The organism is Pseudovibrio sp. Ad46 (assembly GCF_001623065.1).
GTDB lineage: Bacteria > Pseudomonadota > Alphaproteobacteria > Rhizobiales > Stappiaceae > Pseudovibrio.
Map to the genome: position 1 here is coordinate 39,230 of NZ_LMCG01000068.1, position 22,877 is coordinate 62,106.

The window sequence follows — 22,877 nt, forward strand, 5'->3', positions numbered from 1 at the left end:
CTTTCGATTTTCATCGGTAATTGACACAAGCTACAGGGTAAAACAATGGCAACGCTTGTTTTAACAGCGGCGGCAACTGCGATTGCAGGGGCAACAGGTGCAGGGCAGGTTGCGGCCTTTGCTCTTTCTGCAGCGGCAAGCATTGCCGGGAGCTACCTGGACAACATGTTGGTTTCTGCCTTCACTCCGGGCAGCAAAAGCCATGTGGAAGGGCAGCGGCTGGATAACCTGCAGGTGATGGGGTCCAGTGAAGGGGCCGTGGTTCCCCTTGTGGCCGGGCGTGCGCGTGTTTCCGGGCAGGTGATCTGGGCAACAAATCTGCATGAGGTTGTGACCACCACAACGGAAAAACATGGCGGTAAGGCGGGCGGTGGTTCGTCTTCTACGGTGACACAAACAACCTACAGCTACTATGCCAACTTTGCGGTTGGGATCTGTGAGGGGCCAATCTCTGACATTTTGCGGGTGTGGGCGGATAGCAAGGAAATAGACACAACCAAAATCACCATGCGCATTTACAAGGGTGATGAGGAACAGGAAGCAGATCCGTTGATTGCTGCCAAACAGGGCAGCCCGGATGTGCCAGCTTATCGCGGCCTGGCTTATGTGGTGTTTGAAGAACTGCCCCTTGCAGACTTTGGAAACCGCTTGCCACAACTGACCTTTGAAGTGGTGCGCTGCGTTGGCTATGAGGAAGAAAAGCTGACGGCTATCTCTCTTATTCCCGGCTCTACTGAATTTGGTTATTCCAAAACACCCGTGAAGGATGGCAAGGACGGCCCCACCACGGCCTATAACAACCGGCACACACTTTCCGCAGCAACTGATTGGGAGCATTCCATAGACTTGCTGCAGAGCACCTGCCCGGAGTGCAAAACCGTCTCTCTGGTGGTGGCGTGGTTTGGTGATGATCTGCGGGCGGGAGAGTGCACGATTGCACCGCGAGTGGAAGCGCGTAAAAACACCAGTCCGATTGAATGGCGCGTCGCTGGACTAAGCCGGGATGAAGCGCGGCTTGTCTCTTATGTGGACGGGAAACCCGCCTATGGTGGCTCGCCTTCTGACAGTGTTGTGATTGAAGCAATCAAGGACCTGAAAGAGCGCGGCTTTAAGGTGATGCTTTATCCGTTTGTCATGATGGATATTCCAGAAGGCAACGGCCTGCCAGATCCTTACGGGGAGGCAGAGCAAAAGGCTTATCCGTGGCGCGGCCGGATCACTTGTCACCCGGCACCGGGGCAGCCGGGCAGCCCGGATGGAACATTTGAAATCGAACCGCAACTTCTTTCATTCTTCGGGGAGTCTGACCGGTTTGATGTTAGTTGGGATGGTGATCAAGTTATCTACACTGGCGAATATCGATGGAGTTATACCCATTTTGCTTTGCACCTTGCGATGTTAGCAAAGGCAGCGGGCGGTGTGGATGCTTTTGTTGTTGGAACGGAAATGCCGGGCATTTCGGCTCTAACATGGGGGTTTGATGACTTTCCGTTTGCATACTTCATGGCCTATATCGCTGAGGAAGCGCGCAAGATCATGGGGCCGGATGTAAAGATAGGTTATGCTGCTGACTGGTCCGAGTTTCACAGCCACCGGCCTAATGATGGTAGCGGCGATGTGTTCTTTCATCTCGATTATCTTTGGGCTCATGACGATATCGACTTTATTGGCATAGATAATTATCTGCCGCTGACCGATTGGCGCGATCATGAAAATCATGAGGACCACGGGCAAGGTGCGCAATCGATCCATGACCTGGACTATCTGAAAGCAGGCATCGAGGGCCGGGAGTATTTCGACTTCTACTATGCCTCTGATGAGGACCGGATAAACCAGAACCGCACCTTGATTGCAGATCAGGACCATGGTGAGCACTGGGTGTTTCGTCAAAAGGATATTCGGAGTTGGTGGGAAAACCCGCACCACAACCGGCCGGGTGGTGTGCGTTCCAATACCTCAACTAACTGGGTGCCAAAATCAAAGCCCATCTGGTTTACAGAGTTTGGCTGCCCTGCGATCGACAAAGGCACCAATCAGCCAAACGTGTTTTATGATCCCAAATCCTCAGAAAGTCAGCTGCCCTATTTTTCCTCCGGGGTGCGTGATGACCTGATACAGCGGCGTTACCTACGCGCCATGCTGGAATACTGGGCTGTAGAGGCTGGCAACAATCCAGTTAGCCCGGTTTATGGCGGGCCTATGGTGGACCCTGTGAACATGTTTGCATGGGCTTGGGATGTGCGGCCGTTTCCATCGTTTCCGGTGGAATCCGATACCTGGGCGGATTGGGGCAACTTCACCACCGGGCATTGGCTTTCCGGCCGTGTGGGCGGTGTCTCAGTTGATGGCATTGCCCGGCTCTTGATGGAGCGGGCGGGCCTGCGTGAAGGCATAGACTTTGAAACTGCCGGGGCAGATGGAGTTGCCGATGGCTTCCTTATCTCTTCCATCACCAGTGCCCGCAGCGTGTTGGAAACCCTTGGTGCTGCTTTCTTCTTTGATGCGGTGGAATCTGGTGGCCGGGTGGCGTTTCGCCCGCGTCGTTCCCGTTATCCCTTAGCTGAGATTGAAGCAGAGCAACTGGTTGATCAGGGCAAGGACAAAGAGCGGGTTTCCATTACAAGAGCGCAAGAAACCGAGTTGCCTGCAGTGGTGCGGGTAACGGCCTATGACAGCTCGAAGGATTTTAACACAGCAACTGCAGAGGCGCTGAAAGGTGCCGTTTCAACTGAAAGGGTTGTCACTTCTGATCTGCCTGTCGTGACCAACTATGAACGCCTGCAGGGCATGGCTGAAAGTTTGTTGCAGGAGGCGTGGGCCTCGCGGGAGCGCTTAAGCTATGTGCTGCCTCCAACGGATCTGCACATAGAACCGGGTGACTATCTTAAACTAACCGTTTCCGGCCGTGTGTTCGCGGTGCGGGTGCTTTCCGTCAAGGATGGAGACGCCCGCATGATTGAAGCGGTGACTTATGATGCACCGGTGTATGAAGCCACCAAGGGAGCAACACGGGCGTTTGTCTCAAAAGGGCAGGTGCTGCAGGCGGCCGCCTTAGGAGTGTTTATTGACGGGCCGCTTTTGCGTGATCAGGACACACCATGGCAGGGCTATCTGACCGGCTACCAGTTGCCGTTTTCTCCGGGCATGGCGTTCTTATCCAGCCCGGTGACAAGTGGCTATGAGCTGCGGGCCGCCCTTAATCAGCAAGGCACATTGGGAGAGTTGTTGGCACCCTTACCTGCAGGGCCGCTGCACCGCTGGGACAAAGGCAACCGGGTAGAGGTGAAGCTCTACAACGGGGCGCTGGCTTCTCTTGAAGAGGATCTGGTTTTCTCTGGTGGCAATGCCATGCTGATTGAAGGGGCAGGCGGTGAATGGGAGCTGTTGCAGTTTGCCAATGCTGAGCTAACCGGAACCCGCACCTATACCTTAAGCAAGCTGCTGCGCGGACAACGGGGCAGTGAGCCGGGCATGGGCGCATCTGCAGGGGCGCGTGTGGTGGTGCTGGATGGGGGTATAACACAGAATGGGCTTTCCCGTTCTGAGCTGGGTTTGCCGCTTAACTGGCAAGCGGGCCGGGCCGGGGCTGGTGTTGGATCTGAGGATTACACCAGTTACCAGAAGACCTTCACCGGCCGTGGAGAGCGGCCGCTTTCGCCTGTGCATCTGCGTGCCCGTGCGCAGACTGATGGCAGCATTGCAATAAGCTGGATAAGGCGCACGCGAACGGGCGGGGATAGCTGGGAGGTGGCAGAGGTGCCTCTTGGTGAGACTGTAGAAAGTTATAGTGTTGAGATCCGTGAAGGGGGCGTTTTAAAGCGCTCCCTTTCTGCTTCCAAAGGGTCTGTTTCCTATACCTCCGCGATGCAGGCGGAAGACTTTGGCGGGCCTGCATCCAGCTTTGACGTGTGGGTCTATCAACTATCCGAAACGTTTGGGCGCGGTGTTCCTGCCGTTGCTCACTATGAAGCGTAAAAGGGGGAAGTATGAGCACAACGGCACACTTGAACCTGCCGATGATTGCGGCTGCGCAATCGCAAAAGCATGTGACCCACAATGAGGCGTTAGCCTTACTTGATGTGGTGGTGCAGCTCTCAGTCATCTCAAACAGCGTCACCAATCCGCCTGCAGATCCTGATGAGGGAGCACGGTATATTGTACCTGCAGGAGCGGCTGGTGCTTTTGCCGGGCATGAAAACCAGATTGCAGCCTTTAGCGCCGGGGCTTGGGAGTTCCTTGAACCGGGCACCGGGTGGGCTGCATGGGTTGAGAGTGAAGGCGCTATGCAGGTCTTTTCTGGTGGGGCATGGGGCAGCTTTTCTTCTGTGGCCGGTCTGGGCACAGATCCGAACACGGGCGGCCTTGCCTTCCAGCAAGAGAAAACCGTTTTAAGTGAAACAGTCAGCAAGGCGCAAAGCCAGTTTGTGACTGTTGATGAAGAGCTAAGCCTTGCAGGTAGCAGCGTTGACAGCTCGGTTTTAATCCCTAACCGGGCAATCGTGTTCTGCGTGTCCACCCGCACGGTGGAGGCTGTGACAGGGGCAGCTTCTTATGACTGTGGCCTTGCCGGTGAACAATCCAAGTTTGGCGGTTCGCTGGGGGCGGCTGCCGGTTCAAACAATGCCGGAGTGATTGGACCTCAGGCGTTTTACGGGGATGCGGCCGTGAGGCTGACGGCCAATGGCGGCGACTTCACCGGGGGCAAGGTGCGCATTGCACTGCATTACTTCCTGCCGGTTGTTCCACAAAGCTGATCTAAAGCCAGCATGTTAATTTTTCGCGCCGCATTTGCGGCTTTTTTTGTACCTGAACGGGGGCTTTTCAGCTCCCGTTTTTTATTAGGGGCAGAGCATGAAAGATACGTTTCGACTGATTATTTTAGACCTGCTTGGAACTGAGGGTGGGTTTGCAAACCGGTCTCGCAAAGCAGATCCGGGCGGCCCTACCAACCTTGGCGTCACTCAAAGAACTTTGTCGGCTTGGCGCGGGCGTGCCGTGAGCGTGGAAGAAGTGAAGCGCCTGAGCCGTGAAGAGGCAATTGATATCTACCGGGCGCAATACTGGGATGCTGTGAAAGGCGATAAGCTGCCGCGTGGGTTGGACTATGCCGTTTTTGATTGTGCCGTAAATTCCGGCCCGGCGCGGGCCGTCAAGATCTTGCAGAAGATCCTCAAAGTCAAAGTAGACGGTGTGTTGGGTGTGCTCACTTTAGCGGCTGTGAAGGCACATTCTACCACGGCTTTAATCAATCTGTTTTCTGCAGCTCGCCTGAAGTTCATGAAGCGGCTGAAAAACTGGCCCTACAATAAAACCGGCTGGTCGCGACGTGTGCGCCATGTACAGGAGCGATCCTTAGAGCTGGTCAACAATGCGATTATCAAGCGTGCTCCTACTCCAGATCTGGAACCTCATGAAAATGAGGAAGGCTCAAAGGCGGTTGATGAGGAAACCAGCGCACTCAGCGCATGGCTTAGCCCGGACGGGATCACCAAGGGCGCAATGGCTGCTTCTGGTTTCTCCGGCATTCTGGCGGGCTCCGGGCCGGTGCAGTGGGGCTTTGCAATCGTTCTGGTTCTCAGTGTGGGCGTTGCTGGCTGGTTACTGATCAATAAAGAACGGGCCGCCTGAGTTGGGGGCGGTTCTTTCCTTCCTGATGAGAACGAAGACAGGGCGGGCGCTGGTGGCCGCCCTTCTTCTTTGTGCGCTTGCGGCCGTTGCCTGGCACCAGATCCGGCAGGGCGCGTTTATCGAAGCAGAGCATGAAGCTTTGCAAGGGACTGTGAAAGCGGAACAGCAAAGGAAGCAGGATGATGCCTTTTTGCAAGGTCTTGAAGATTACCGCTTGTGTCTTGAGTACTTTGATGATTCCGGGCTGCGAAACGTTGCAGAGTGCGAGCAGTTGCAGTGGGTTCACAAAGAATAATCTAAGCCCTGCCGGGTTCGTGGCGCTTGTGCAAACGGATCGGGCCGGGGCGGATAGAGTTGCAGCAAATGATAGGAACGGACAGAGGCAGGGCTGCTGGAAATGACAGATTTTATCTTAGAGATTTTCTATCATTTACCGTTCTGGAAAACGGCCGTCATTGTCGCTTTTGCGGTTGTTGGGGCTTTGATGCATAAAGAGGCGGGTTTTTGGCAAAGGGTACTGACATTTTCATGCGGGGTGTTGGCGGCCGCAGTCTTCACAGATCCGCTGTTGCAGCTCATAGGGCTGCAGGCTGAGCTTGATGATCCAACAGCCGGAGTGCTGGCGTTAAGCGGGCGAAATATTGCAGCGTTTGTGCTGGTGGCTTCAAGAGATCCTGTGAAAGCTGCAAAGGAGATCCTGGGCATTATTCGGAGCTCTGGGAAATAGAGAGTTCCTTTTAAGTCCTGCAAACTCACCTAGGATAATTTGACAATTAATAAGCCCCTCTGCGCTGGACGCAGAGGGGCCTTTTTGATTCACTGAAATAGAAAAGGTTGGAGGTTCAAAACCTTCTCAAGAAATGCGCCAGGACGATTTGAACCGCTAAGATCCGGGGGACAAAATGCAGGAAAAGCGCAATTTGAATAATGGTCTGATGATTGTTTCGCGCTGGCAGTTGCTCTTGTTGCGGATGCAGCGGTTTTTCTGGTTGCTCCCGGCGCTGGCAGCCATGTGTGGGCTCGTTGCTGCTGGTTGGTTTATGTTGTCAGCCGTAGTGAGCTGGGAGCCGTTGGCGATCTTCCTGTGGCTTTGGTGTGGGGTTGTGGCTTTGGCTTATGCCCGGTACTGCATTTGCCGATTTGCTGGATATCGTGGAGAATTAGCTGATTAGTAGCAAACGCAGGCCCCGAGACGTGACGATGGCATCTAGGTGCAGCATGCTGTTTTGACCAATAGTGGCCATTCAACCAGAAACTTAGTGCGTCCAGTCAGTGAGTGACTTCAACCATAGGTCGATCTCTCTAAGTTCCCGATAGAGAGCGGAAAGCTAGACTCCTTAATTGAACGCTGTGTCTCACCACAACACAACAACTGGCAGTCACACAATCAGTTTCTGCACAACTCATATTCATTTGATTATTGCACTCAACCAAAGGGGTAAGATACCAATATTACAACCTTTTACCGGCCCGCCGCAGGCCATTATTGAGAAAAGAATTGCATCATGCCCGTTTTGGATTGGATCGGCAAAAAAGCCGTCGTCAACCATCATCGTGAAACACCTTACCGGTTGATCCATTGTGATAGCGATTTATCAGCAGGAGATCACAACTCAGGCAACTTGCTGGTGCAGGGCGATAATCTGGAAGCACTGAAAGCCTTGCTCCCTTACTATGCTGGTAAGGTGAAATGCATCTATATCGACCCACCTTACAACACGGGTAACGAAAGTTGGATCTACAACGACAACGTCAACTCGCCCGAGATTAAGCAGTGGCTTGGTAAGGTTGTCGGGAAGGAAGCGGAAGACCTGTCCCGCCATGATAAATGGCTTTGCATGATGTACCCGAGATTGCGTCTTTTGAGTGATTTTTTAAGTGAAGATGGGGTGATATTCATCAGTCTTGATGACAATGAGCTTGAAAACCTAATCTCAATAATGCGCGAGCTGTTTGGCAAGGGAAATTGGGTGGGAACGATTGTCTGGAAAAACGCAACAGACAATAACCCTACCAACATCGCCGTTGAACATGAGTATATTATTTGCTTTGCTAAGTCGAAACCTAGCCTTGAAGCTGTGTGGAAAAGTGCTGTTTCACCTGTTCGAGAGAAAATAAAAGAGAAAGCACTTGAGTTGATCACAGAATATGAAGCAGAAAATCAACTCGAAGAAATGCAGCAAGCGTATAAAAAATGGTTCAGAGGGCAAAAACAATATTTGTGGCCGTTTCAAGAATATGATGAGATCGATTTTCAAGGAATTTTTACAGGCAGCCGAAGTGTTCACAACCCAGGTAAAGACGGCTATTTTTACGATATCATACATCCGTCAACTGGATTACCAACGAAGAAGCCGCTGATGGGATATCGGTTTCCTAAAGAAACCAGCGACCGCTTGCTAAGTGAAGATCGATTTATTTTTGGTGCCGATGAGAATAAAATTGTTGAGTTAAAAATATACATTGATGAGTGGAAAGCTAAGCTCCCAAGCGTTTCAGAACTAGATGGACGTCGAGGTTCTAATGAGCTGAAATCCATTATTTATGAGAAGAAACGCGCATTTGATACAGCACCTAAGCCAGTCGAATTGATAACTGATTTACTCAGCTTCGCGGTGGGGCCGCAAGACTTAATTCTCGACTCTTTCGCTGGTTCTGGCACCACAGGTCACGCTGTGCTTGAGCTCAACAAACAAGACGGGGGTAATCGTAAGTTCATTCTGGTAGAAATGGATGAGAAGGTTGCTCCAGAGATCACCGCCGAGCGCCTGCGTCGTGTGGTCAATGGTTATGACAAGGGTGGCAACGCTGCCAAACCTGTCGAAGGACTTGGTGGTGGCTTCCGCTTTTGTCGCATTGGTACACCGCTGTTCAACGAGTTTGGTGATGTGGAAGACGCGGTGATCTTCTCAGACCTAGCGGCCCATGTGTTTTTTTCCGAAACTGGTGTTCCAATACCCAAGAGGGTGGATGGCTCAACGCCATTGATCGGTAATTACCAAGACAAAAGCGTCTATCTGCTGTTCTCTGCAAGTGAGCAGGGTTTTGCCCGTGAAGCTGCTGGCAACGTGTTAACGCCAGATACTTTGGCGAGCTTGCCAGCTGTTCCTGATGGATTTGAAGGCAAACGGATTGTTTATGCAGAGGGCTGTACAGTTACACCAGAGCGGCTAAAAGCCCTTGGGGTCATCTTTAAGCAAATCCCTTACCAGATTGAGGGGCACTAACAGATGGCTGCGACAACTTTTGAACTAAAAGAATACCAGCGCGCTTCATTAAAGCGTTTTCGCCAGTACCTGCGCAATTGCACCAGTGATGGTGCCTCTGTTGCGTTCTATAAAGCAACCAACCTGTCTTACATTGAGGCTCCAATGATTACGCAAGGCACGCCTTATGTCTGTCTGCGTATCCCCACTGGTGGCGGCAAGACGGTTATGGCCGCTCATTCCATCGGTATTGCTGCAAAGACTTTTTTGCAGGCAGGCAATCCGATGGTGCTGTGGCTGGTGCCCTCAACACCAATTCTGGAACAGACGGTTTCTGCACTCAAAAACTTAGAGCACCCCTACAGGGCTGCCCTTGCGAAAGACTTTGGCCGGAATGTTTCAATCCTGACCAAAGCAGAAGCGCTTTCCATGTCCCGTGCTGATGCGGAAGGTGGTGCCTGTATTATCGTTTCGACCATTCAATCCTTCCGCCGGGAGAATGACAAGGGAGTAGAAGATAAAGAAGGGCTGAAGGTCTATCAAGACGCCGGGGCCTTGATGGATCACTTCTCCGGCCTGTCACAGGAACAGGAAGAACGGCTTGATAAGGTAGAAGGCACTAACCGGCCAATTGCATCACTGGCGAACCTTCTTAAGCTTCACAGACCCATGGTGATCGTGGATGAAGCGCACAACGCCCGCACATCGCTGTCATTCGACACGCTGGCCCGTTTTGATCCATCATTGATACTGGAACTTACAGCAACACCACAGAGCGAACATAGGCCAGAGAAAGACCTGTATCCTTCCAACATATTGTATTCTGTATCAGCGGCGGAACTTAAAGCTGAACAGATGATCAAAATGCCGATTAAACTGTCAACAGATCGGGATTGGCAAAAGACCGTTGGTGCAGCATTAGACTGCCAAGCTGCACTGGAAGAAGCAGCAAAGGCGGAACAGGCGCAAACCGGCGAATACATCCGGCCCATTATTCTGTTTCAGGCGCAAGCTGCCAGCAAGAATGATCCTGGCCGCATTACCTATGATAAGGTCGAGGAATTCCTGAAGGTTGACAAAGGTATCCCGGAAGATCAGATCGCCGTGCATTCAGGTCCTCGTAAAGATCTGGATGATCATATCATTAAGGATGCAGAGTGCCGAGTACGTTACATCATCACAGTACAAAAGCTGAAAGAAGGGTGGGACTGCCCGTTTGCCTATGTGTTGTGTTCAGTTGCTGAACAGACTTCTGCAACGGCCATTGAACAGATTTTGGGCCGTATTCTAAGAATGCCCAGGGCAACTCTGAAAAATCGCCCTGCATTGAACGAAGCGTACGCATTTGTCGCCTCAAACAGGTTTCATGAAACGGCCCAACGGCTGAAAGACGGATTAGTGGACGGTGCAGGCTTCAACAGGATTGAAGCAGATGATCTAGTTAAAGTTCAGCCAGACCTTGGCTATGATATCAACGCGCAAGAGACTGAGCATGAGGCTACAGGTTTTGTCGAGGACGAGTTGCCTGCTTTGGAAGTTGAGGAAACCATCCAAAAGCTGCCGGCTGCTGTACGCACACGCCTGAGCTATAAGCCAGAAAGCGGGGCATTGGTCTTCAGAGGGCCGATGACGAAGGAAGCGCGAAATCATATACACCTTGCCTTTGCTAAAGCGCCTTCAGCTGCAGGGAAGATCGACAGGCTCTTCGCAAAATCCAACAACATTCAAACATCTGCTGCAGAAGAGGAAGACAAGCCGCCGTTTATCGTGCCCATGCTGGCATTTAATAAGCAAGGCGTGCTGGAACTCTTCAGCAAAGAGCATTTCCTCGACCTGCCCTGGCCGTTGGATGAATGTGATGCCTCGGATATCGTAGATCGTTTCCGCATCGTTGATGCATCCCAAACAGGCCAGATTGATATTACCGATAAAGGCAAGGTGGAAATCAATTTTGCGAAGAAATTACAAGGTGAGTTGGCAGCCGTTATACAAGAACCAAACTGGACTTTGCCCCGCTTAGCCAATTGGATAGACTCTGGTATCCAACACCCTGATGTAACCAAGCCCAGTGCAGTCGTGTTCATTTCCAACGCCCTCAAAGCGCTTGGGAAGGCTGGCTTTGAGCTTCCTGAGCTTGCACGTCACAAATATGAACTGCGTAAGGCACTAACTCAGTTGATCAATGATTTGCGCACTGATCGCCAAAACACAAGCTATGACGCCCTGTTTGCAGCACATGTTGACCAGTTTCTGACCACCGTTGAGCACCCGATGATTTTTGATGAACAGCGGTACGCTTACAATCAGCCCTATGCTGGAGCGACCAAGTTTAACAAGCATTACACCCGTATCATTGGAGATCTGGACCCCAAGGGAGAGGAATTTAATTGCGCAGCATACCTCGATCAGATGGACGAAGTAAAATACTGGATTAGGAATGTAGACCGTAAGCAAAACTCATTCTGGCTCCAGCTTCCCAAGGACAAGTTTTATCCTGACTTCATGGCGCTGCTTCATGATGGTCGCGTGCTGGCTGTCGAATATAAAGGCGAACAGCACTACACGGACGCAGAAGTGAAACGACAAATTGGTTCGGTCTGGGCCGAGGCAAGTAGTGGCCAATGCCTGTTCTGCATGCCGACAAAACAGGATTTTGAGCTGATTACAAAAACGGTGAAAGCACAAAAAACTTTGGACTTGGCTCACTAACACATCCTGAGGCAAATGATAGTGTGACACCATTTACTAAGAGCATTTCCGTACCCGACGGTGACCCGGAAAACAATCGGGTCATCGACAGGGTGAATTGGACCAACTAAGTGGGTGCGCTTAGCTCGTTAAACTTACGATTGAACTGCTCGAAGGTCCGCAGTTGGCCCTCAGAGTAAAGCTCTCGGAATTTACTCCCGTTTGGAGTGATACTTTATTTTCAACTCACAGGTATGCATATAGATACTGTGAAAGTTCGGTGCGGCTTTTGCCCTACAAATTGCCCTACAAATTGCCCTACATTTAAAGATCTCACTTATTCATATCGTTGTTTTTATTGATAAAAATATTTCATTCGAGTCTTCTCGGCCGCACATAAAAAGCTCTGAGCTCTTTGTGTACTAGCCTGAGCTTAAAGCTTACCCGTACACGTAAGAGGAAACTTCAAAAAAGGGAGGCACAATGGAAATATCATAAGAGTTTAGAGGGGGAGATTTTGGGCTCTTAGAGAGAACTTTGGGGGCCCTAAAAATTTATTTGTTACCCGTTTTGTTACCCGTTCAGGGAAACAAATAGGCAAAAAAAAAGCCCGCTTTCGCGGGTTTTTCTTTAGCAATCAACTACTTAGTAAAAGTAGTGATGGCGGAGAGGGTGGGATTCGAACCCACGAGACGCTTCCACGCCCGCTGGTTTTCAAGACCAGTGCATTCAACCACTCTGCCACCTCTCCGGCTGTGTGGTGTGGGCTCTATTTGGTTCATGCGGCCTCCAAAGTCAAGCCGGCGAAAAACTTGTTCCACAGCCTGAATTTACTTTTTTCACAGCGGAATCAAACAGTCCCACCAAAACCGCTATTTCCCCTAAGGAAGTTAGCCTTGGTAAGAATCTCTCTTTCTTGTGGAGACATTTTGATCGGATTCAGTTAAGGTTTATCGGCTATCTTTTTAATATTGGTTCAGTTTGTAGTGAGCTCGGGTGTTTTTGCTCAACCAGACTGAAATCCGTCAGTGCCGAACATGTAGTGAGTAACAACGGTATGACTTCTTTACTGAATTGGGGCTATTCGGTGAAAGCACCAGCTCCCGAAACGATCAAACGTGTAGCGACTAGCATATCTGTAGTTGCCTTGTGCGCAGGTATTGCAGCCTGTGGCGGCGGCACAGACAAAGTGAAGTTCAGTGAAAAGAAGTACGGCGTGGCTGCAAGTCCTCGTGTGGTGAAAGGCACTAAGCCAGTTCCTAAAGGAGGCGGGCGCGCTGTTGTCGGCAAACCGTATAAAGTGGCTGGCAAGTGGTATTATCCCAAAAGGGACGATAACTACAAGAAAACCGGTAAGGCATCATGGTATGGTCCAACCTTCCATGGTCGCAAAACAGCAAACGGCGAAATCTTTGATCGTAATGCACTGACAGCAGCGCATCCAACAATGCCTCTACCAAGCTATGCTAAGGTGACAAACCTGCAAAATGGTCGCTCCATGATTGTGCGCGTGAATGACCGTGGACCATTCCACGATAATCGCGTGATTGATCTGTCTGAGCGCGTTGCTGGAATGTTGGGCACCAAATCCAGCGGCGTTGCAAAGGTTCGTGTTGAATACGTTAGCCGCGCACCTCTTCACGGACAGGATGAGAAGAAGCTACTGGCATCTTATTCTGGCAATGGCGGAAACTGGAACGGCGGGAACTCTGCACCTCGGACCATGTTTGCCTTTGCAAATCCTGTGAAACGCATTTCCGGCCCGGCTCCAATGCCAAAAAGCAGGCCATACGACACTCCAATTTATGCGGCGCAAAATGTGTTGGCGTTCAATTCCAACCAGCTCGATCCTGCAGTGGTCTACGAACGTAACTTGAGCACGACACAAGTCGCATCCATATCCAGTTTCAAGAACCGCATCAACAGCGCCCTTGCGACAAACGCAAACCCGAATGCGCCCAAACCTGCGATTGCCGCACAGCCAGTTTCTACATCCTTTGGCAGCTCACTCCTTCCACCACCAAGTTCAGGTGTTTACAAAACACCAACAAGTGGCAGTGCACCAACGTTTCAGAGCGGAAATGCAGTTTCCTCCTATACGTCACAGCAAAGGCTCAACAATGCGCATGAGGCATTTAAATCATTTTCAGGTGGAACTGGTTTGAAGAACTTACTGCAATCTCGTACTGGCCAAAAACACTAAGTCATTTAGTTTTAAACGGCTTTACCCAGTCTGCTGACCTGCGTTAGTGTTTGTTTTAGGGGATGAGGCGTAGCATAGCCTCTCTAAAAACATTCAGGGAGACGCAGGCGTGCAGGTTGGGTGGCAGAAGTGCAAACAGCATAAATCTCGAAGCAACTTTAAGCGCTGGCTCTCTCCTGATTGCTGGAAATTCTCAGCGGCTACGGCAATCGTATTCTGCGCACTACTCGCATCTCCAGCAGCTCATGCTGTTGAGATAAAAGCCAAAGCCGCAACGCTTTACGATTTCTCCAACAAGTCATTGATCTTCTCTAAAAACTCTCAGGTTCTGCTTGCGCCAGCTAACCTGACCAAGCTCATGACCGCCGTAACAGTGCAGCAGGCACTGCATGCCGGTGACATCACGCCGCAAACCACATTCAAGGTCAGTGAACATGCATGGCGAACTGGCGGCGCACCCGCACGCGTTACCACCATGTTCGCACGCCTGAACTCCTCGGTTCCCGTGAATGACCTGATGTATGGGCTTATCGTTCAAAGCGCGAACGATGCTGCCATCATTCTGGCAGAGGGACTGACGGGCAGTGAAGCCAACTTTGCGCGGGAAATGAACAAGCTTGCCAAGTCCATTGGTATGGAAAACTCCAATTTCACCAACCCGACGGGTTTCCCTGACGAGAACCATAAAACGACACTGGAAGACCTGACAATCTTGGCGGCGTATGTCTTGGAACATGAGCCTGAATTGCATTCTGTGTTTTCCATGGACCGCTTTACGTGGAACAAGATCACACAGCGCAATAAAAACCCGCTCATTCGGGATATTGAAGGACTGGACGGGTTCGGAGCTGGCTTCTCTGAGAGAGAAGGTTTTGCAGCACTTGGAACACTCGACAGCAACGGTCGTCGCTATGTAGCCGCTATTGCAGCATCCCCGACGATGCAAGACCGTGTTCAGGACATGAAAACTTTATTGCTGCCATCCTTTTCCGGTCTTAAGCTCGAACAGTTTTACCGCAAAGGTGATCTTGTCAGCGATGCACAAGTGTATGGCGGCAAAAGAACAACAGTCTCCTTGAAGACAAATGATGCCGTAGCAACGCTTATCAATCCCAACGAAAAAGACAAATATCAACTGCGCGTTGTTTACAAAGGCCCCATACCCGCACCGATTAAAGAGGGAATGGAAGTTGGAGAACTGCAGGTTCTTTCCAAAAATGACGTGATTTATCGGGCAACACTGGTTACAGGAGAGGATGTAGCCATGGGAGACCTGCAAGGCCGTGCTTGGGACGCGCTAGGCGAGTTCTTCTACCAGTTGTTCTAGCACCGGATTTCAGAACTATTGAATTCCGTAGGTCTTGGAGGCCTGTTCGACGTTGTCGGGTATTTTTATCAGTTTTGAGGGCGGCGAGGGCGCCGGTAAGTCTACTCAAATTCAGCGCTTACGCGACAAACTCGCGGCCAGAGGCATTGAAGCAATCACCACACGTGAACCGGGCGGCTCTCAAGGCGCTGAACTCGTTCGCGAAGTCCTGCTGTCCGGCGCTGCAAAAGATTATGGTGTAACGGCTGAGGCAGTCCTTTTTGCAGCTGCCCGAGCAGACCATATCGACACACTGATCAAACCGGCATTAGATGACGATAAATGGGTCCTGTGCGACCGGTTTGCCGATTCCTCACGCGTCTATCAGGGTGAATCCGGTGTTCCTCCGCAAATTGTAGAAGCCTTGCAACAGGTCGCAATCGCGGGTCATAATCCAGACATGACCTTGCTGATCAACGTGACACCTGAAGTCGGCTTAGCCCGCGTCTCTAAGCGTACCGCTCCTGTCGAATTTGATGGCCCGGATCGCTTTGAAACAGATACGTTGGAAACGCACCGTCGCAGACAAGAAATGTTTCTGGAGATGGCCCGAAAAGAGCCGGACCGCATCACTGTGATTGACGGTGACCAGTCTCAGGACAAAGTGACTGAGGATATCTGGCAAGCTGTCCAAAGCCGTTTTGAAGAGCAGATCAAACAAGATACGGCCCGTCCGTAAGCAATCAGGGAAAAGTGAGTATGGCGAAAGCTCCCATAATCGAAGAAGTCCCTGAGTTCGACGAGCTCGAAGGCCTTCCGCTTCCACGCGAGCAATCCAACCTATACGGCCACGAACTTGCAGAAACCGAACTGCTTGATGCCTACAGATCGCAGCGGTTTCATCATGCATGGATCCTCGGCGGCCCCAAAGGCATCGGCAAAGCCACACTGGCATTTCGTTTCGCACGCTTCATACTGGAGCACCCGGACCGCTTTTCTACGCCGGTGATGGCTGCAAACAGCCTATACGTTCCACCAGAAAGCCATAGTTCTCAAATGATTGCCGCAGGTTCTCATGCAGACCTTCTGCATCTGCGACGTCCATGGGACTTGAAAGGAAAGCGTTTCAAGCGTGACCTTCCTGTTGATGAAGTTCGTAAGACCACAGGCTTCTTTGGGTCAACGGCAGCAGGCGGAAACTGGCGCATCTGCCTTGTTGATTCTGCTGACGACATGAACCAGTCCGCAGCCAACGCTCTGCTTAAGATTCTCGAAGAACCACCAAAGCAGTCGCTCTTTATCCTGCTTTCACACAATCCCGGGCGTCTTTTGTCAACAATCCGTTCCAGATGCCGCAAACTGACTATGCGCAAGCTGGAAGAGCAGACGATTGAGCAAGCGCTAACTGACATGGGCTGCGCTCCATCCGGCAACACACAGGCTCTGCACACGCTCGCTGATGGTAGCCTGCGTCAGGCCGCATTGGCAGCAAACGGCGGAGCGTTGCAAATCGCTCAGGAGTTTACCGGCTTGGTTGAGACAATCGCCAATCTGGACATGATCCGTGCGCACAGCTTTGCAGATAAAGTTTCGGGACGTGGTGCAGAAGACGCGTGGAACACATTTTTGGAGCTGACCCGCACGTTCTTGAGCAATCAACTGCGTAAAGATGCAAGCACAAAGCCGGATGCGCTTGTCAGGTGGGCTGACTTGTGGGAAAAGGTGGGCCGCGCTGCCTCAACAGCAGAAGCTTTAAACCTCGATCGCAAGCAAGTTGTGTTGTCTTTCCTCGTTGACCTGCGGAAAGCAAGCACGAGCTGACCTACGTCTTTTTGGGCCACAAACCCAAAGAACTTTCCAGATTTAGATCCCGGATCAAAAGATCGCTTTAGGATATGACAGAAAAATCGCCTTTCTATATTACAACAGCAATTTCCTACCCAAATGGTGAGCCACATATTGGCCACGCCTACGAGGCAATTGCAACTGACGTGCTGGCCCGCTTCCAGAAACTGGATGGCCGAGAAGTACACTTCCTGACGGGTACCGACGTACACGGTCAGAAGATGCTTCAGACCGCCGTCAAGGAAGGCATGTCACCTTCAGATCTTGCAGATAAGAACTCCAAGCTTTTCCGCGAAATGGTGGAAATGCTGGGCTGCTCTAATGACGATTTCATTCAGACCAACGAAGAGCGTCACTATAAATCCTGTCAGGCAATCTGGCAGAAAATGGCAGATGCTGGCGATATCTACAAAGACAGCTACGCCGGTTGGTACTCTGTACGCGACGAAGCCTACTATCAGGAAGGCGAGACCGAAGTTCGCGAAGACGGTGTTCGTTATGGTCCGCAAGGCACTCCTGTCGAGTGGGTCGAAGAAGAAAGCTACTTCTTCCGTCTCTCAGCTTATGAAGACAAGCTGATCGAGCTGTATGAGAAGAACCCGGACTTTATTGGTCCAAATGCACGCCGCAACGAAGTCATGAGCTTCGTAAAAGGTGGCCTGAAAGACTTGTCCATCTCCCGCACCACCTTTGACTGGGGCATCCCGGTGCCGGGTGATGAAAAGCACGTTATGTACGTTTGGGTCGACGCGCTGACCAACTACATCACTGCGCTTGGTTATCCTGATGTGGACGGCGACATGGCCAAGTTCTGGCCTGCCAACGCACATATCATCGGCAAAGACATTATCCGCTTCCACGCGGTGTACTGGCCTGCGTTCCTCATGTCCGCTGGTGTTCCACTGCCAGAGCGCGTGTTTGCCCATGGTTTCCTGTTCAACTCTGGTGAGAAGATGTCCAAGTCTCTGGGCAACGTCATCGCACCGCGTGATCTGGTAGAAACCTACGGCCTCGACCAAATTCGCTACTTCTTCCTGCGTGAAGTGCCATTCGGTCAGGATGGCAACTACAACCACGAAGCAATGGTAAACCGCATCAACGCTGACCTTGCCAATGACATCGGCAACCTGGCTCAGCGCTCGCTCTCCATGATCTTCAAGAACTGCGAAGGCAAACTGCCGGTTCCAGGCGAATTCTCTGCTGACGACAAGGCGATTTTGCAGCAAGCTGATGAGATGCTGGAAAAATGCCGTGGCTTCATGGCAAAGCAGGAAATCCACCATGCACTGGCGTGCATCTGGTCAACCGTTGGTGAAGCAAACCGCTACTTTGCCTCTCAGGAGCCTTGGGCGCTGAAGAAGACTGACCCTGAGCGCATGAGCACAGTTCTCTATACCACTGCCGAGATCATCCGTCAGGTTGGCATTCTCGCACAACCAGTGATGCCAGGCTCTGCATCTAAACTGCTGGATCTGCTGGTGCTGAATGAAGACGAGCGCTCCTTTGCACTGCTGGGTGAAGCTGGTCGCTTGCAAGGTGGTCGTGATCTGCCGAAGCCACAAGGCGTGTTCCCACGCTATGTTGAGCCGGAAACTGCAGAATAAAGCGCAAGATTATGTAGCTTAAAGGGGAGGCGCGTATGCCTCCCTTTTTTATGAGGGAAATGCGCTCGCATTTTCCGCTGAGATAAAACAAGAGGTCTACCGGACCTATTGACAGAATCGCGCTGGAGGCGCTTTTGCTGTGACCATGTTAGTTGATAGTCATTGTCATCTGGATTTTCCGGATTTCGCAGAAGAACGCGATCAGATCATCGAGCGCGCCCACGAGGCTGGCGTCAAGCTGATGGTCACCATCTGTACTCGCGTCCGCAAGTTCGAGCAGATTAAAGAAATCGCTGAGGCCTATGACAGCGTATACTGCTCCGTCGGAACCCATCCGCACCAAGCGGGTGAGGAAACCGACGTCACCACGGAAGAACTGGTGGAGATTGCTAAGCATCCCAAAGTGGTGGCAATCGGAGAAGCCGGACTAGATTATTTTTACGACAACGCATCTCCAGAAGATCAGGAAAAAGTCCTGCGCACGCATATTGCAGCAGCACGCGAAACCCAGCTGCCGCTGGTTATACATAGCCGAGATGCCGATGAAGACATGATGCGCATTTTGGAAGAAGAGATGAAGGCTGGCAGCTTCCCAGCACTTCTTCATTGCTTTTCCTCTGGCAAAGAGTTGGCAATGAAGGGTCTGGAGCTCGGCCTTTATGTCTCCTTCTCCGGCATTTTGACTTTTAAGCGCTCCACCGAACTGCGCGAGATCGCAGCAGAACTTCCAATGGATCGCCTTCTTGTTGAAACAGATGCCCCGTATCTTGCGCCGCAGCCATGGCGTGGCAAGCGCAACGAGCCTGCCTATGTAGCGCACACCAACAAAGTTCTGGCTGAAGCACTGGGCGTCTCAGAAGATGTAATGGCCAAGGCAACCACACAGAATTTCCTGCGCCTGTTTTCCAAGGTGCCACAGCCAGCTTGATTGACTAAACTGACGCGGATCGTGTTGCCATTGTATTTTGAGAGGACCGATGACCAGCAATTTTAAGGTCACTATTCTGGGCTGCGGCTCATCTACCGGCGTACCAAGGATTGGTGGAGATTGGGGCGAATGTGATCCCAATGAACCGAAAAACCGCCGCCGTAGATGTGCTCTGCTGGTTCAGCGGTTCTCTGAAAATGGCACGACGACCATAATTGTGGATACCGGCCCGGACTTGCGTGAGCAGATGCTGGCAGCCGGTGTCACACACGTGGACGCAGTACTTTATACCCATGCCCACGCAGATCACTTGCATGGTATAGACGACTTGCGCTTCTTTGCGCTCATGCAGCGTGCCAAAGTGCCCGTTTTTATGGATGAGTTCACCTCAAAGCGTGTCCGGTCTGCCTTCGACTACTGCTTTGTCACGCCGCCAGGTTCCGGTTATCCGCCAATCCTGAGCGAAAACCGCCTGACGAATGGCACTCCGGTCACCATCGATGGTGCAGGGGGACCGATCACTGCGCTACCATTTCTTGTCCATCATGGCGACATTGATGCACTGGGCTTCCGCTTTCAGGATCTGGCATACACGCCAGACGTCAACGATATCCCGGAAAGCAGCTTTCATGCATTGAAGGGACTGGATACATGGATTGTGGACGCACTGCGTCAGAAGCCACATCAAAGCCACTTCTGCGTAAATGATGCATTGGCGTGGATTGAGAAGATGAAACCTGCCAAGAGCATCCTCACCAATTTGCATTGCGATCTGGATTATCAGCACTTGCGGACAGACCTTCCAGAAGGTGTTTCACCTGCCTTTGATGGTCAGGAAATCAAATTTCCAGCACATGCGACGGTCTGAAGCCGTCGCATATTTTATGATACCTAAACAGAATCAATGCTTGCCAGACCTCCACGTTTCATGCTGATATAGATATATCAGTGACGCGTGCGAGATAAATATATTTCTCTGCCGAGATAAGGCAGCTCGCTACAAACCAAAAATAAGCATATAAAATACAGCACGTTAGACTGACAATTGGCCACTCTTTGTATATTTTATACTTAGATATTTTATGTTTGAAATAATTTAAAAAACCTGTCACGCTTATCTCAAGTTGGAATTAGGCACTTGCAGCCTAAGGGGGAGAGAGCAATGAAAGTCGCATGTCTTGGAGGCGGCCCGGCAGGTCTTTATTTCGCAATCAGCATGAAGCTGCGAGATCCTCAGCATGAGGTCACAGTCATTGAGCGAAATAAGTTTGACGACACCTTCGGTTGGGGTGTTGTTCTTTCAGATGAGACACTGGACAACTTCAAGGTCAACGACGAGAAAAGCGCTGAAGCCATCCGCGCGCATTTTGCTTACTGGGATGACATCGCGGTTCATTACCGAGATACATGCCACGTCTCCAGCGGTCACGGCTTCTGCGGCATTGGCCGCAAGCAGTTGCTTCTGCTGCTACAAGACCGGGCTAAAGAGCTTGGCGTAAACATGGAATTCGAGCGCAACTACACAAGCGCAAAAGAGCTCATGGGAGATTACGACCTCGTTGTTGCTGCAGATGGTCTGAACTCCACCAGCCGCACAGAGTTTGCTGAGTATTTCAAGCCAGACATCGACACCCGCAAATGCAAGTTTGTCTGGCTCGGCACCCACCAGAAATTCGATGATGCCTTCACCTTCATTTTTGAAGAAACAGAGCACGGCTGGATCTGGGCACATGCCTACCAATTCGATGATGACACTGCGACTTTTATTGTAGAGTGTACAGAAGAGACCTATGAGGCGTTCAGCTTTGCAGATATGAGCCAGGCTGAATCGTGCCGGACTTGTGAGAGGATCTTCGAAAAGCATCTTGGTGGCAATCAGTTGATGACCAACGCAAACCACGTCCGTGGTTCTGCATGGATCAACTTCCCACGCGTGCTCTGTGAGAAATGGTCCCACGAAAACCTCGTTCTCATGGGCGATGCCTCTGCAACCGCACACTTTTCTATCGGATCAGGCTCAAAGCTTGCCATGGAAAGCGCCATTGCACTGGCAGATTATCTGCACAGCGAAAACTCCATTCAAAGTGCATTCCAGAAGTACGAGGACGAGCGCCGCTTGGAAGTTCTTAAGCTCCAGTCCGCTGCTCGTAACTCACTGGAATGGTTTGAAAACGTCGAACGCTACTTGCACCTGGATCCAGTTCAGTTCAATTACTCACTCCTGACACGCTCCCAGCGCATCTCCCATGAGAATCTGCGAGAGCGCGATGCTGAGTGGCTGGGAACAGCAGAAGGCTGGTTCCAAAATCAAGCCGGAGTGTCGGATACTGACAATGCTCCACGCCCGCCAATGTTCGCACCGTTCAAACTTCGCGAGATGGAACTGAACAACCGCGTGGTTGTCTCGCCTATGGCCCAGTACAAAGCAGAAGATGGAACAGTCTCCGACTGGCATCTGGCCCACTATGGCGAACGCGCCAAAGGTGGAGCAGGAATGGTTGTTGTTGAGATGACCTGTGTCAGCGCAAATGGCCGCATCACACCAGGCTGCCCGGGTCTTTACGCACCAGAACATCAAACGGCATGGAAGCGCATCACTAATTTTGTACATGAATACAGCAACGCAAAGATCTGCTGCCAGCTTGGCCATGCCGGTCCAAAAGGCTCAACGCAGCTTGGCTGGGAAGAGATGGACGCGCCGTTGAACGACGGCAATTGGCCGCTTCTTGCCGCTTCTCCAATCGCTTGGTCTGAACGCAACCAGACGCCAAAGCAAATGGACCGGGCAGACATGGACCGCGTCAAGGCAGAGTTCGTGAATGCAGCCAAGATGGCAGACGCATCTGGTTTTCATATGGTCGAGGTCCACTGCGCCCACGGTTATCTTCTGTCCTCCTTCATCTCACCACTCACCAACAAGCGTGAAGACGAGTATGGCGGATCGCTTGAAAACCGCATGAGATACCCACTGGAGGTCATCAAAGCAGTACGCGAAGCATGGCCTCAGGACAAACCAATGTCCGTGCGTATCTCAGCAACGGACTGGGTGGAAGACGAGGGCCTCACACCAGAAGAAGCTGTTGAGATCGCTCGCATGCTGGACGCAGCTGACGTTGATATCTGCGATGTCTCCGCAGGTCAGACCAGCACTCGCGCACAACCGGTTTATGGCCGTATGTTCCAGGTGCCGTTCTCAGACCGTATCCGCAACGAAGCCGGTATGAAAACCATGGCTGTCGGCAACATCTACGAGCCAGATCATGTGAACTCAATCCTGATGGCTGGTCGCGCAGATCTTGTATGTCTTGCTCGTCCGCATCTGTCCGATCCGTACTGGACACTGCACGCAGCTGCTGAACTGGGTGACAAAGGTGTGTACTGGCCAGAACCATATCATGCTGGCCGTGACCAGCTGTACCGTCTGGCAGAGCGCGCCGAGACCATGAAAGTTCGCGTGTGAGGAAGATCG

The 22,877-nt window shown here is 51.5% G+C and carries 16 protein-coding genes and 1 tRNA gene; 16 read left to right on the forward strand and 1 reads right to left on the reverse strand.

Translation table 11 applies throughout. The features are described from left to right. Positions 1-45: 45 nt before the first annotated feature. The 8 genes from PsAD46_RS17475 (at position 46) to PsAD46_RS17510 (ending at position 11,543) form a co-directional block, all read left to right on the forward strand. Positions 46-3,975: a glycoside hydrolase TIM-barrel-like domain-containing protein gene (locus PsAD46_RS17475; protein ID WP_063307493.1), complete on the forward strand. Its 3,930-nt coding sequence runs from the start codon at positions 46-48 to the stop codon at positions 3,973-3,975. An 11-nt stretch (positions 3,976-3,986) separates the two neighbouring features. Next, complete coding sequence (locus tag PsAD46_RS17480) at positions 3,987-4,754, forward strand: DUF2793 domain-containing protein (RefSeq protein WP_063307494.1); 768 nt, start codon at positions 3,987-3,989, stop codon at positions 4,752-4,754. Positions 4,755-4,851: 97 nt separating this feature from the next. Next, positions 4,852-5,628, forward strand: coding sequence for a glycoside hydrolase family 108 protein (locus PsAD46_RS17485; protein WP_063307495.1), 777 nt, complete (start codon positions 4,852-4,854; stop codon positions 5,626-5,628). 25 nt (positions 5,629-5,653) lie between these two features. Then, the gene (locus PsAD46_RS17490) at positions 5,654-5,923 is read left to right on the forward strand and encodes a hypothetical protein (RefSeq protein ID WP_063307496.1); all 270 of its coding nucleotides are present in this window, start codon (positions 5,654-5,656) and stop codon (positions 5,921-5,923) included. A gap of 102 nt (positions 5,924-6,025) precedes the next feature. Beyond that, positions 6,026-6,355 carry a hypothetical protein gene (locus PsAD46_RS17495; RefSeq protein WP_063307497.1) on the forward strand — a complete coding sequence of 110 codons (330 nt, stop codon included), beginning with the start codon at positions 6,026-6,028 and terminating at the stop codon, positions 6,353-6,355. Between the two features lie 175 nt (positions 6,356-6,530). Continuing rightward, positions 6,531-6,800, forward strand: a complete 270-nt coding sequence (locus PsAD46_RS17500) for a hypothetical protein (RefSeq protein WP_063307498.1) — start codon at positions 6,531-6,533, stop codon at positions 6,798-6,800. Positions 6,801-7,133: 333 nt separating this feature from the next. Further along, complete coding sequence (locus PsAD46_RS17505) at positions 7,134-8,855, forward strand: site-specific DNA-methyltransferase (RefSeq protein ID WP_063307499.1); 1,722 nt, start codon at positions 7,134-7,136, stop codon at positions 8,853-8,855. A gap of 3 nt (positions 8,856-8,858) precedes the next feature. Further along, positions 8,859-11,543, forward strand: a complete 2,685-nt coding sequence (locus PsAD46_RS17510; RefSeq protein ID WP_063307500.1) for a DEAD/DEAH box helicase family protein — start codon at positions 8,859-8,861, stop codon at positions 11,541-11,543. A gap of 640 nt (positions 11,544-12,183) precedes the next feature. Here PsAD46_RS17510 and PsAD46_RS17515 read toward each other — a convergent pair. Beyond that, positions 12,184-12,273: transfer RNA gene (locus PsAD46_RS17515), tRNA-Ser, on the reverse strand. 306 nt (positions 12,274-12,579) lie between these two features. Here PsAD46_RS17515 and PsAD46_RS17520 point away from each other — a divergent pair. From PsAD46_RS17520 to PsAD46_RS17555, 8 genes are all read left to right on the forward strand, one after another. Then, complete coding sequence (locus PsAD46_RS17520; RefSeq protein WP_063292280.1) at positions 12,580-13,725, forward strand: septal ring lytic transglycosylase RlpA family protein; 1,146 nt, start codon at positions 12,580-12,582, stop codon at positions 13,723-13,725. Positions 13,726-13,834: 109 nt separating this feature from the next. After that, positions 13,835-15,052: a D-alanyl-D-alanine carboxypeptidase family protein gene (locus tag PsAD46_RS17525; protein WP_208981898.1), complete on the forward strand. Its 1,218-nt coding sequence runs from the start codon at positions 13,835-13,837 to the stop codon at positions 15,050-15,052. A gap of 52 nt (positions 15,053-15,104) precedes the next feature. After that, complete coding sequence (gene tmk / locus PsAD46_RS17530) at positions 15,105-15,770, forward strand: dTMP kinase (protein ID WP_063292281.1); 666 nt, start codon at positions 15,105-15,107, stop codon at positions 15,768-15,770. Positions 15,771-15,790: 20 nt separating this feature from the next. Further along, entirely contained in the window at positions 15,791-16,852 is a 1,062-nt protein-coding gene (locus PsAD46_RS17535) for a DNA polymerase III subunit delta' (RefSeq protein WP_063292282.1), read from the forward strand. A 74-nt stretch (positions 16,853-16,926) separates the two neighbouring features. Continuing rightward, positions 16,927-18,480, forward strand: a complete 1,554-nt coding sequence (gene metG / locus PsAD46_RS17540) for a methionine--tRNA ligase (protein WP_063307501.1) — start codon at positions 16,927-16,929, stop codon at positions 18,478-18,480. A 145-nt stretch (positions 18,481-18,625) separates the two neighbouring features. Then, positions 18,626-19,408: a TatD family hydrolase gene (locus tag PsAD46_RS17545; protein ID WP_063292284.1), complete on the forward strand. Its 783-nt coding sequence runs from the start codon at positions 18,626-18,628 to the stop codon at positions 19,406-19,408. A gap of 49 nt (positions 19,409-19,457) precedes the next feature. Continuing rightward, complete coding sequence (locus PsAD46_RS17550) at positions 19,458-20,276, forward strand: MBL fold metallo-hydrolase (RefSeq protein ID WP_063292285.1); 819 nt, start codon at positions 19,458-19,460, stop codon at positions 20,274-20,276. A gap of 294 nt (positions 20,277-20,570) precedes the next feature. Continuing rightward, positions 20,571-22,868, forward strand: a complete 2,298-nt coding sequence (locus tag PsAD46_RS17555; protein WP_063292286.1) for a bifunctional salicylyl-CoA 5-hydroxylase/oxidoreductase — start codon at positions 20,571-20,573, stop codon at positions 22,866-22,868. Positions 22,869-22,877: the final 9 nt, after the last annotated feature.

Excerpts from the sequence above, each read along its gene's own strand:
- PsAD46_RS17475 (WP_063307493.1), top strand. The coding sequence starts at position 46 with ATGGCAACGCTTGTTTTAACAGCGGCGGCAACTGCGATTGCAGGGGCA.
- PsAD46_RS17480 (WP_063307494.1), top strand. The coding sequence starts at position 3,987 with ATGAGCACAACGGCACACTTGAACCTGCCGATGATTGCGGCTGCGCAA.
- PsAD46_RS17485 (WP_063307495.1), top strand. The coding sequence starts at position 4,852 with ATGAAAGATACGTTTCGACTGATTATTTTAGACCTGCTTGGAACTGAG.
- PsAD46_RS17490 (WP_063307496.1), top strand. The coding sequence starts at position 5,654 with ATGAGAACGAAGACAGGGCGGGCGCTGGTGGCCGCCCTTCTTCTTTGT.
- PsAD46_RS17495 (WP_063307497.1), top strand. The coding sequence starts at position 6,026 with ATGACAGATTTTATCTTAGAGATTTTCTATCATTTACCGTTCTGGAAA.
- PsAD46_RS17500 (WP_063307498.1), top strand. The coding sequence starts at position 6,531 with ATGCAGGAAAAGCGCAATTTGAATAATGGTCTGATGATTGTTTCGCGC.
- PsAD46_RS17505 (WP_063307499.1), top strand. The coding sequence starts at position 7,134 with ATGCCCGTTTTGGATTGGATCGGCAAAAAAGCCGTCGTCAACCATCAT.
- PsAD46_RS17510 (WP_063307500.1), top strand. The coding sequence starts at position 8,859 with ATGGCTGCGACAACTTTTGAACTAAAAGAATACCAGCGCGCTTCATTA.
- PsAD46_RS17520 (WP_063292280.1), top strand. The coding sequence starts at position 12,580 with ATGACTTCTTTACTGAATTGGGGCTATTCGGTGAAAGCACCAGCTCCC.
- PsAD46_RS17535 (WP_063292282.1), top strand. The coding sequence starts at position 15,791 with ATGGCGAAAGCTCCCATAATCGAAGAAGTCCCTGAGTTCGACGAGCTC.
- metG (WP_063307501.1), top strand. The coding sequence starts at position 16,927 with ATGACAGAAAAATCGCCTTTCTATATTACAACAGCAATTTCCTACCCA.
- PsAD46_RS17545 (WP_063292284.1), top strand. The coding sequence starts at position 18,626 with ATGTTAGTTGATAGTCATTGTCATCTGGATTTTCCGGATTTCGCAGAA.
- PsAD46_RS17550 (WP_063292285.1), top strand. The coding sequence starts at position 19,458 with ATGACCAGCAATTTTAAGGTCACTATTCTGGGCTGCGGCTCATCTACC.
- PsAD46_RS17555 (WP_063292286.1), top strand. The coding sequence starts at position 20,571 with ATGAAAGTCGCATGTCTTGGAGGCGGCCCGGCAGGTCTTTATTTCGCA.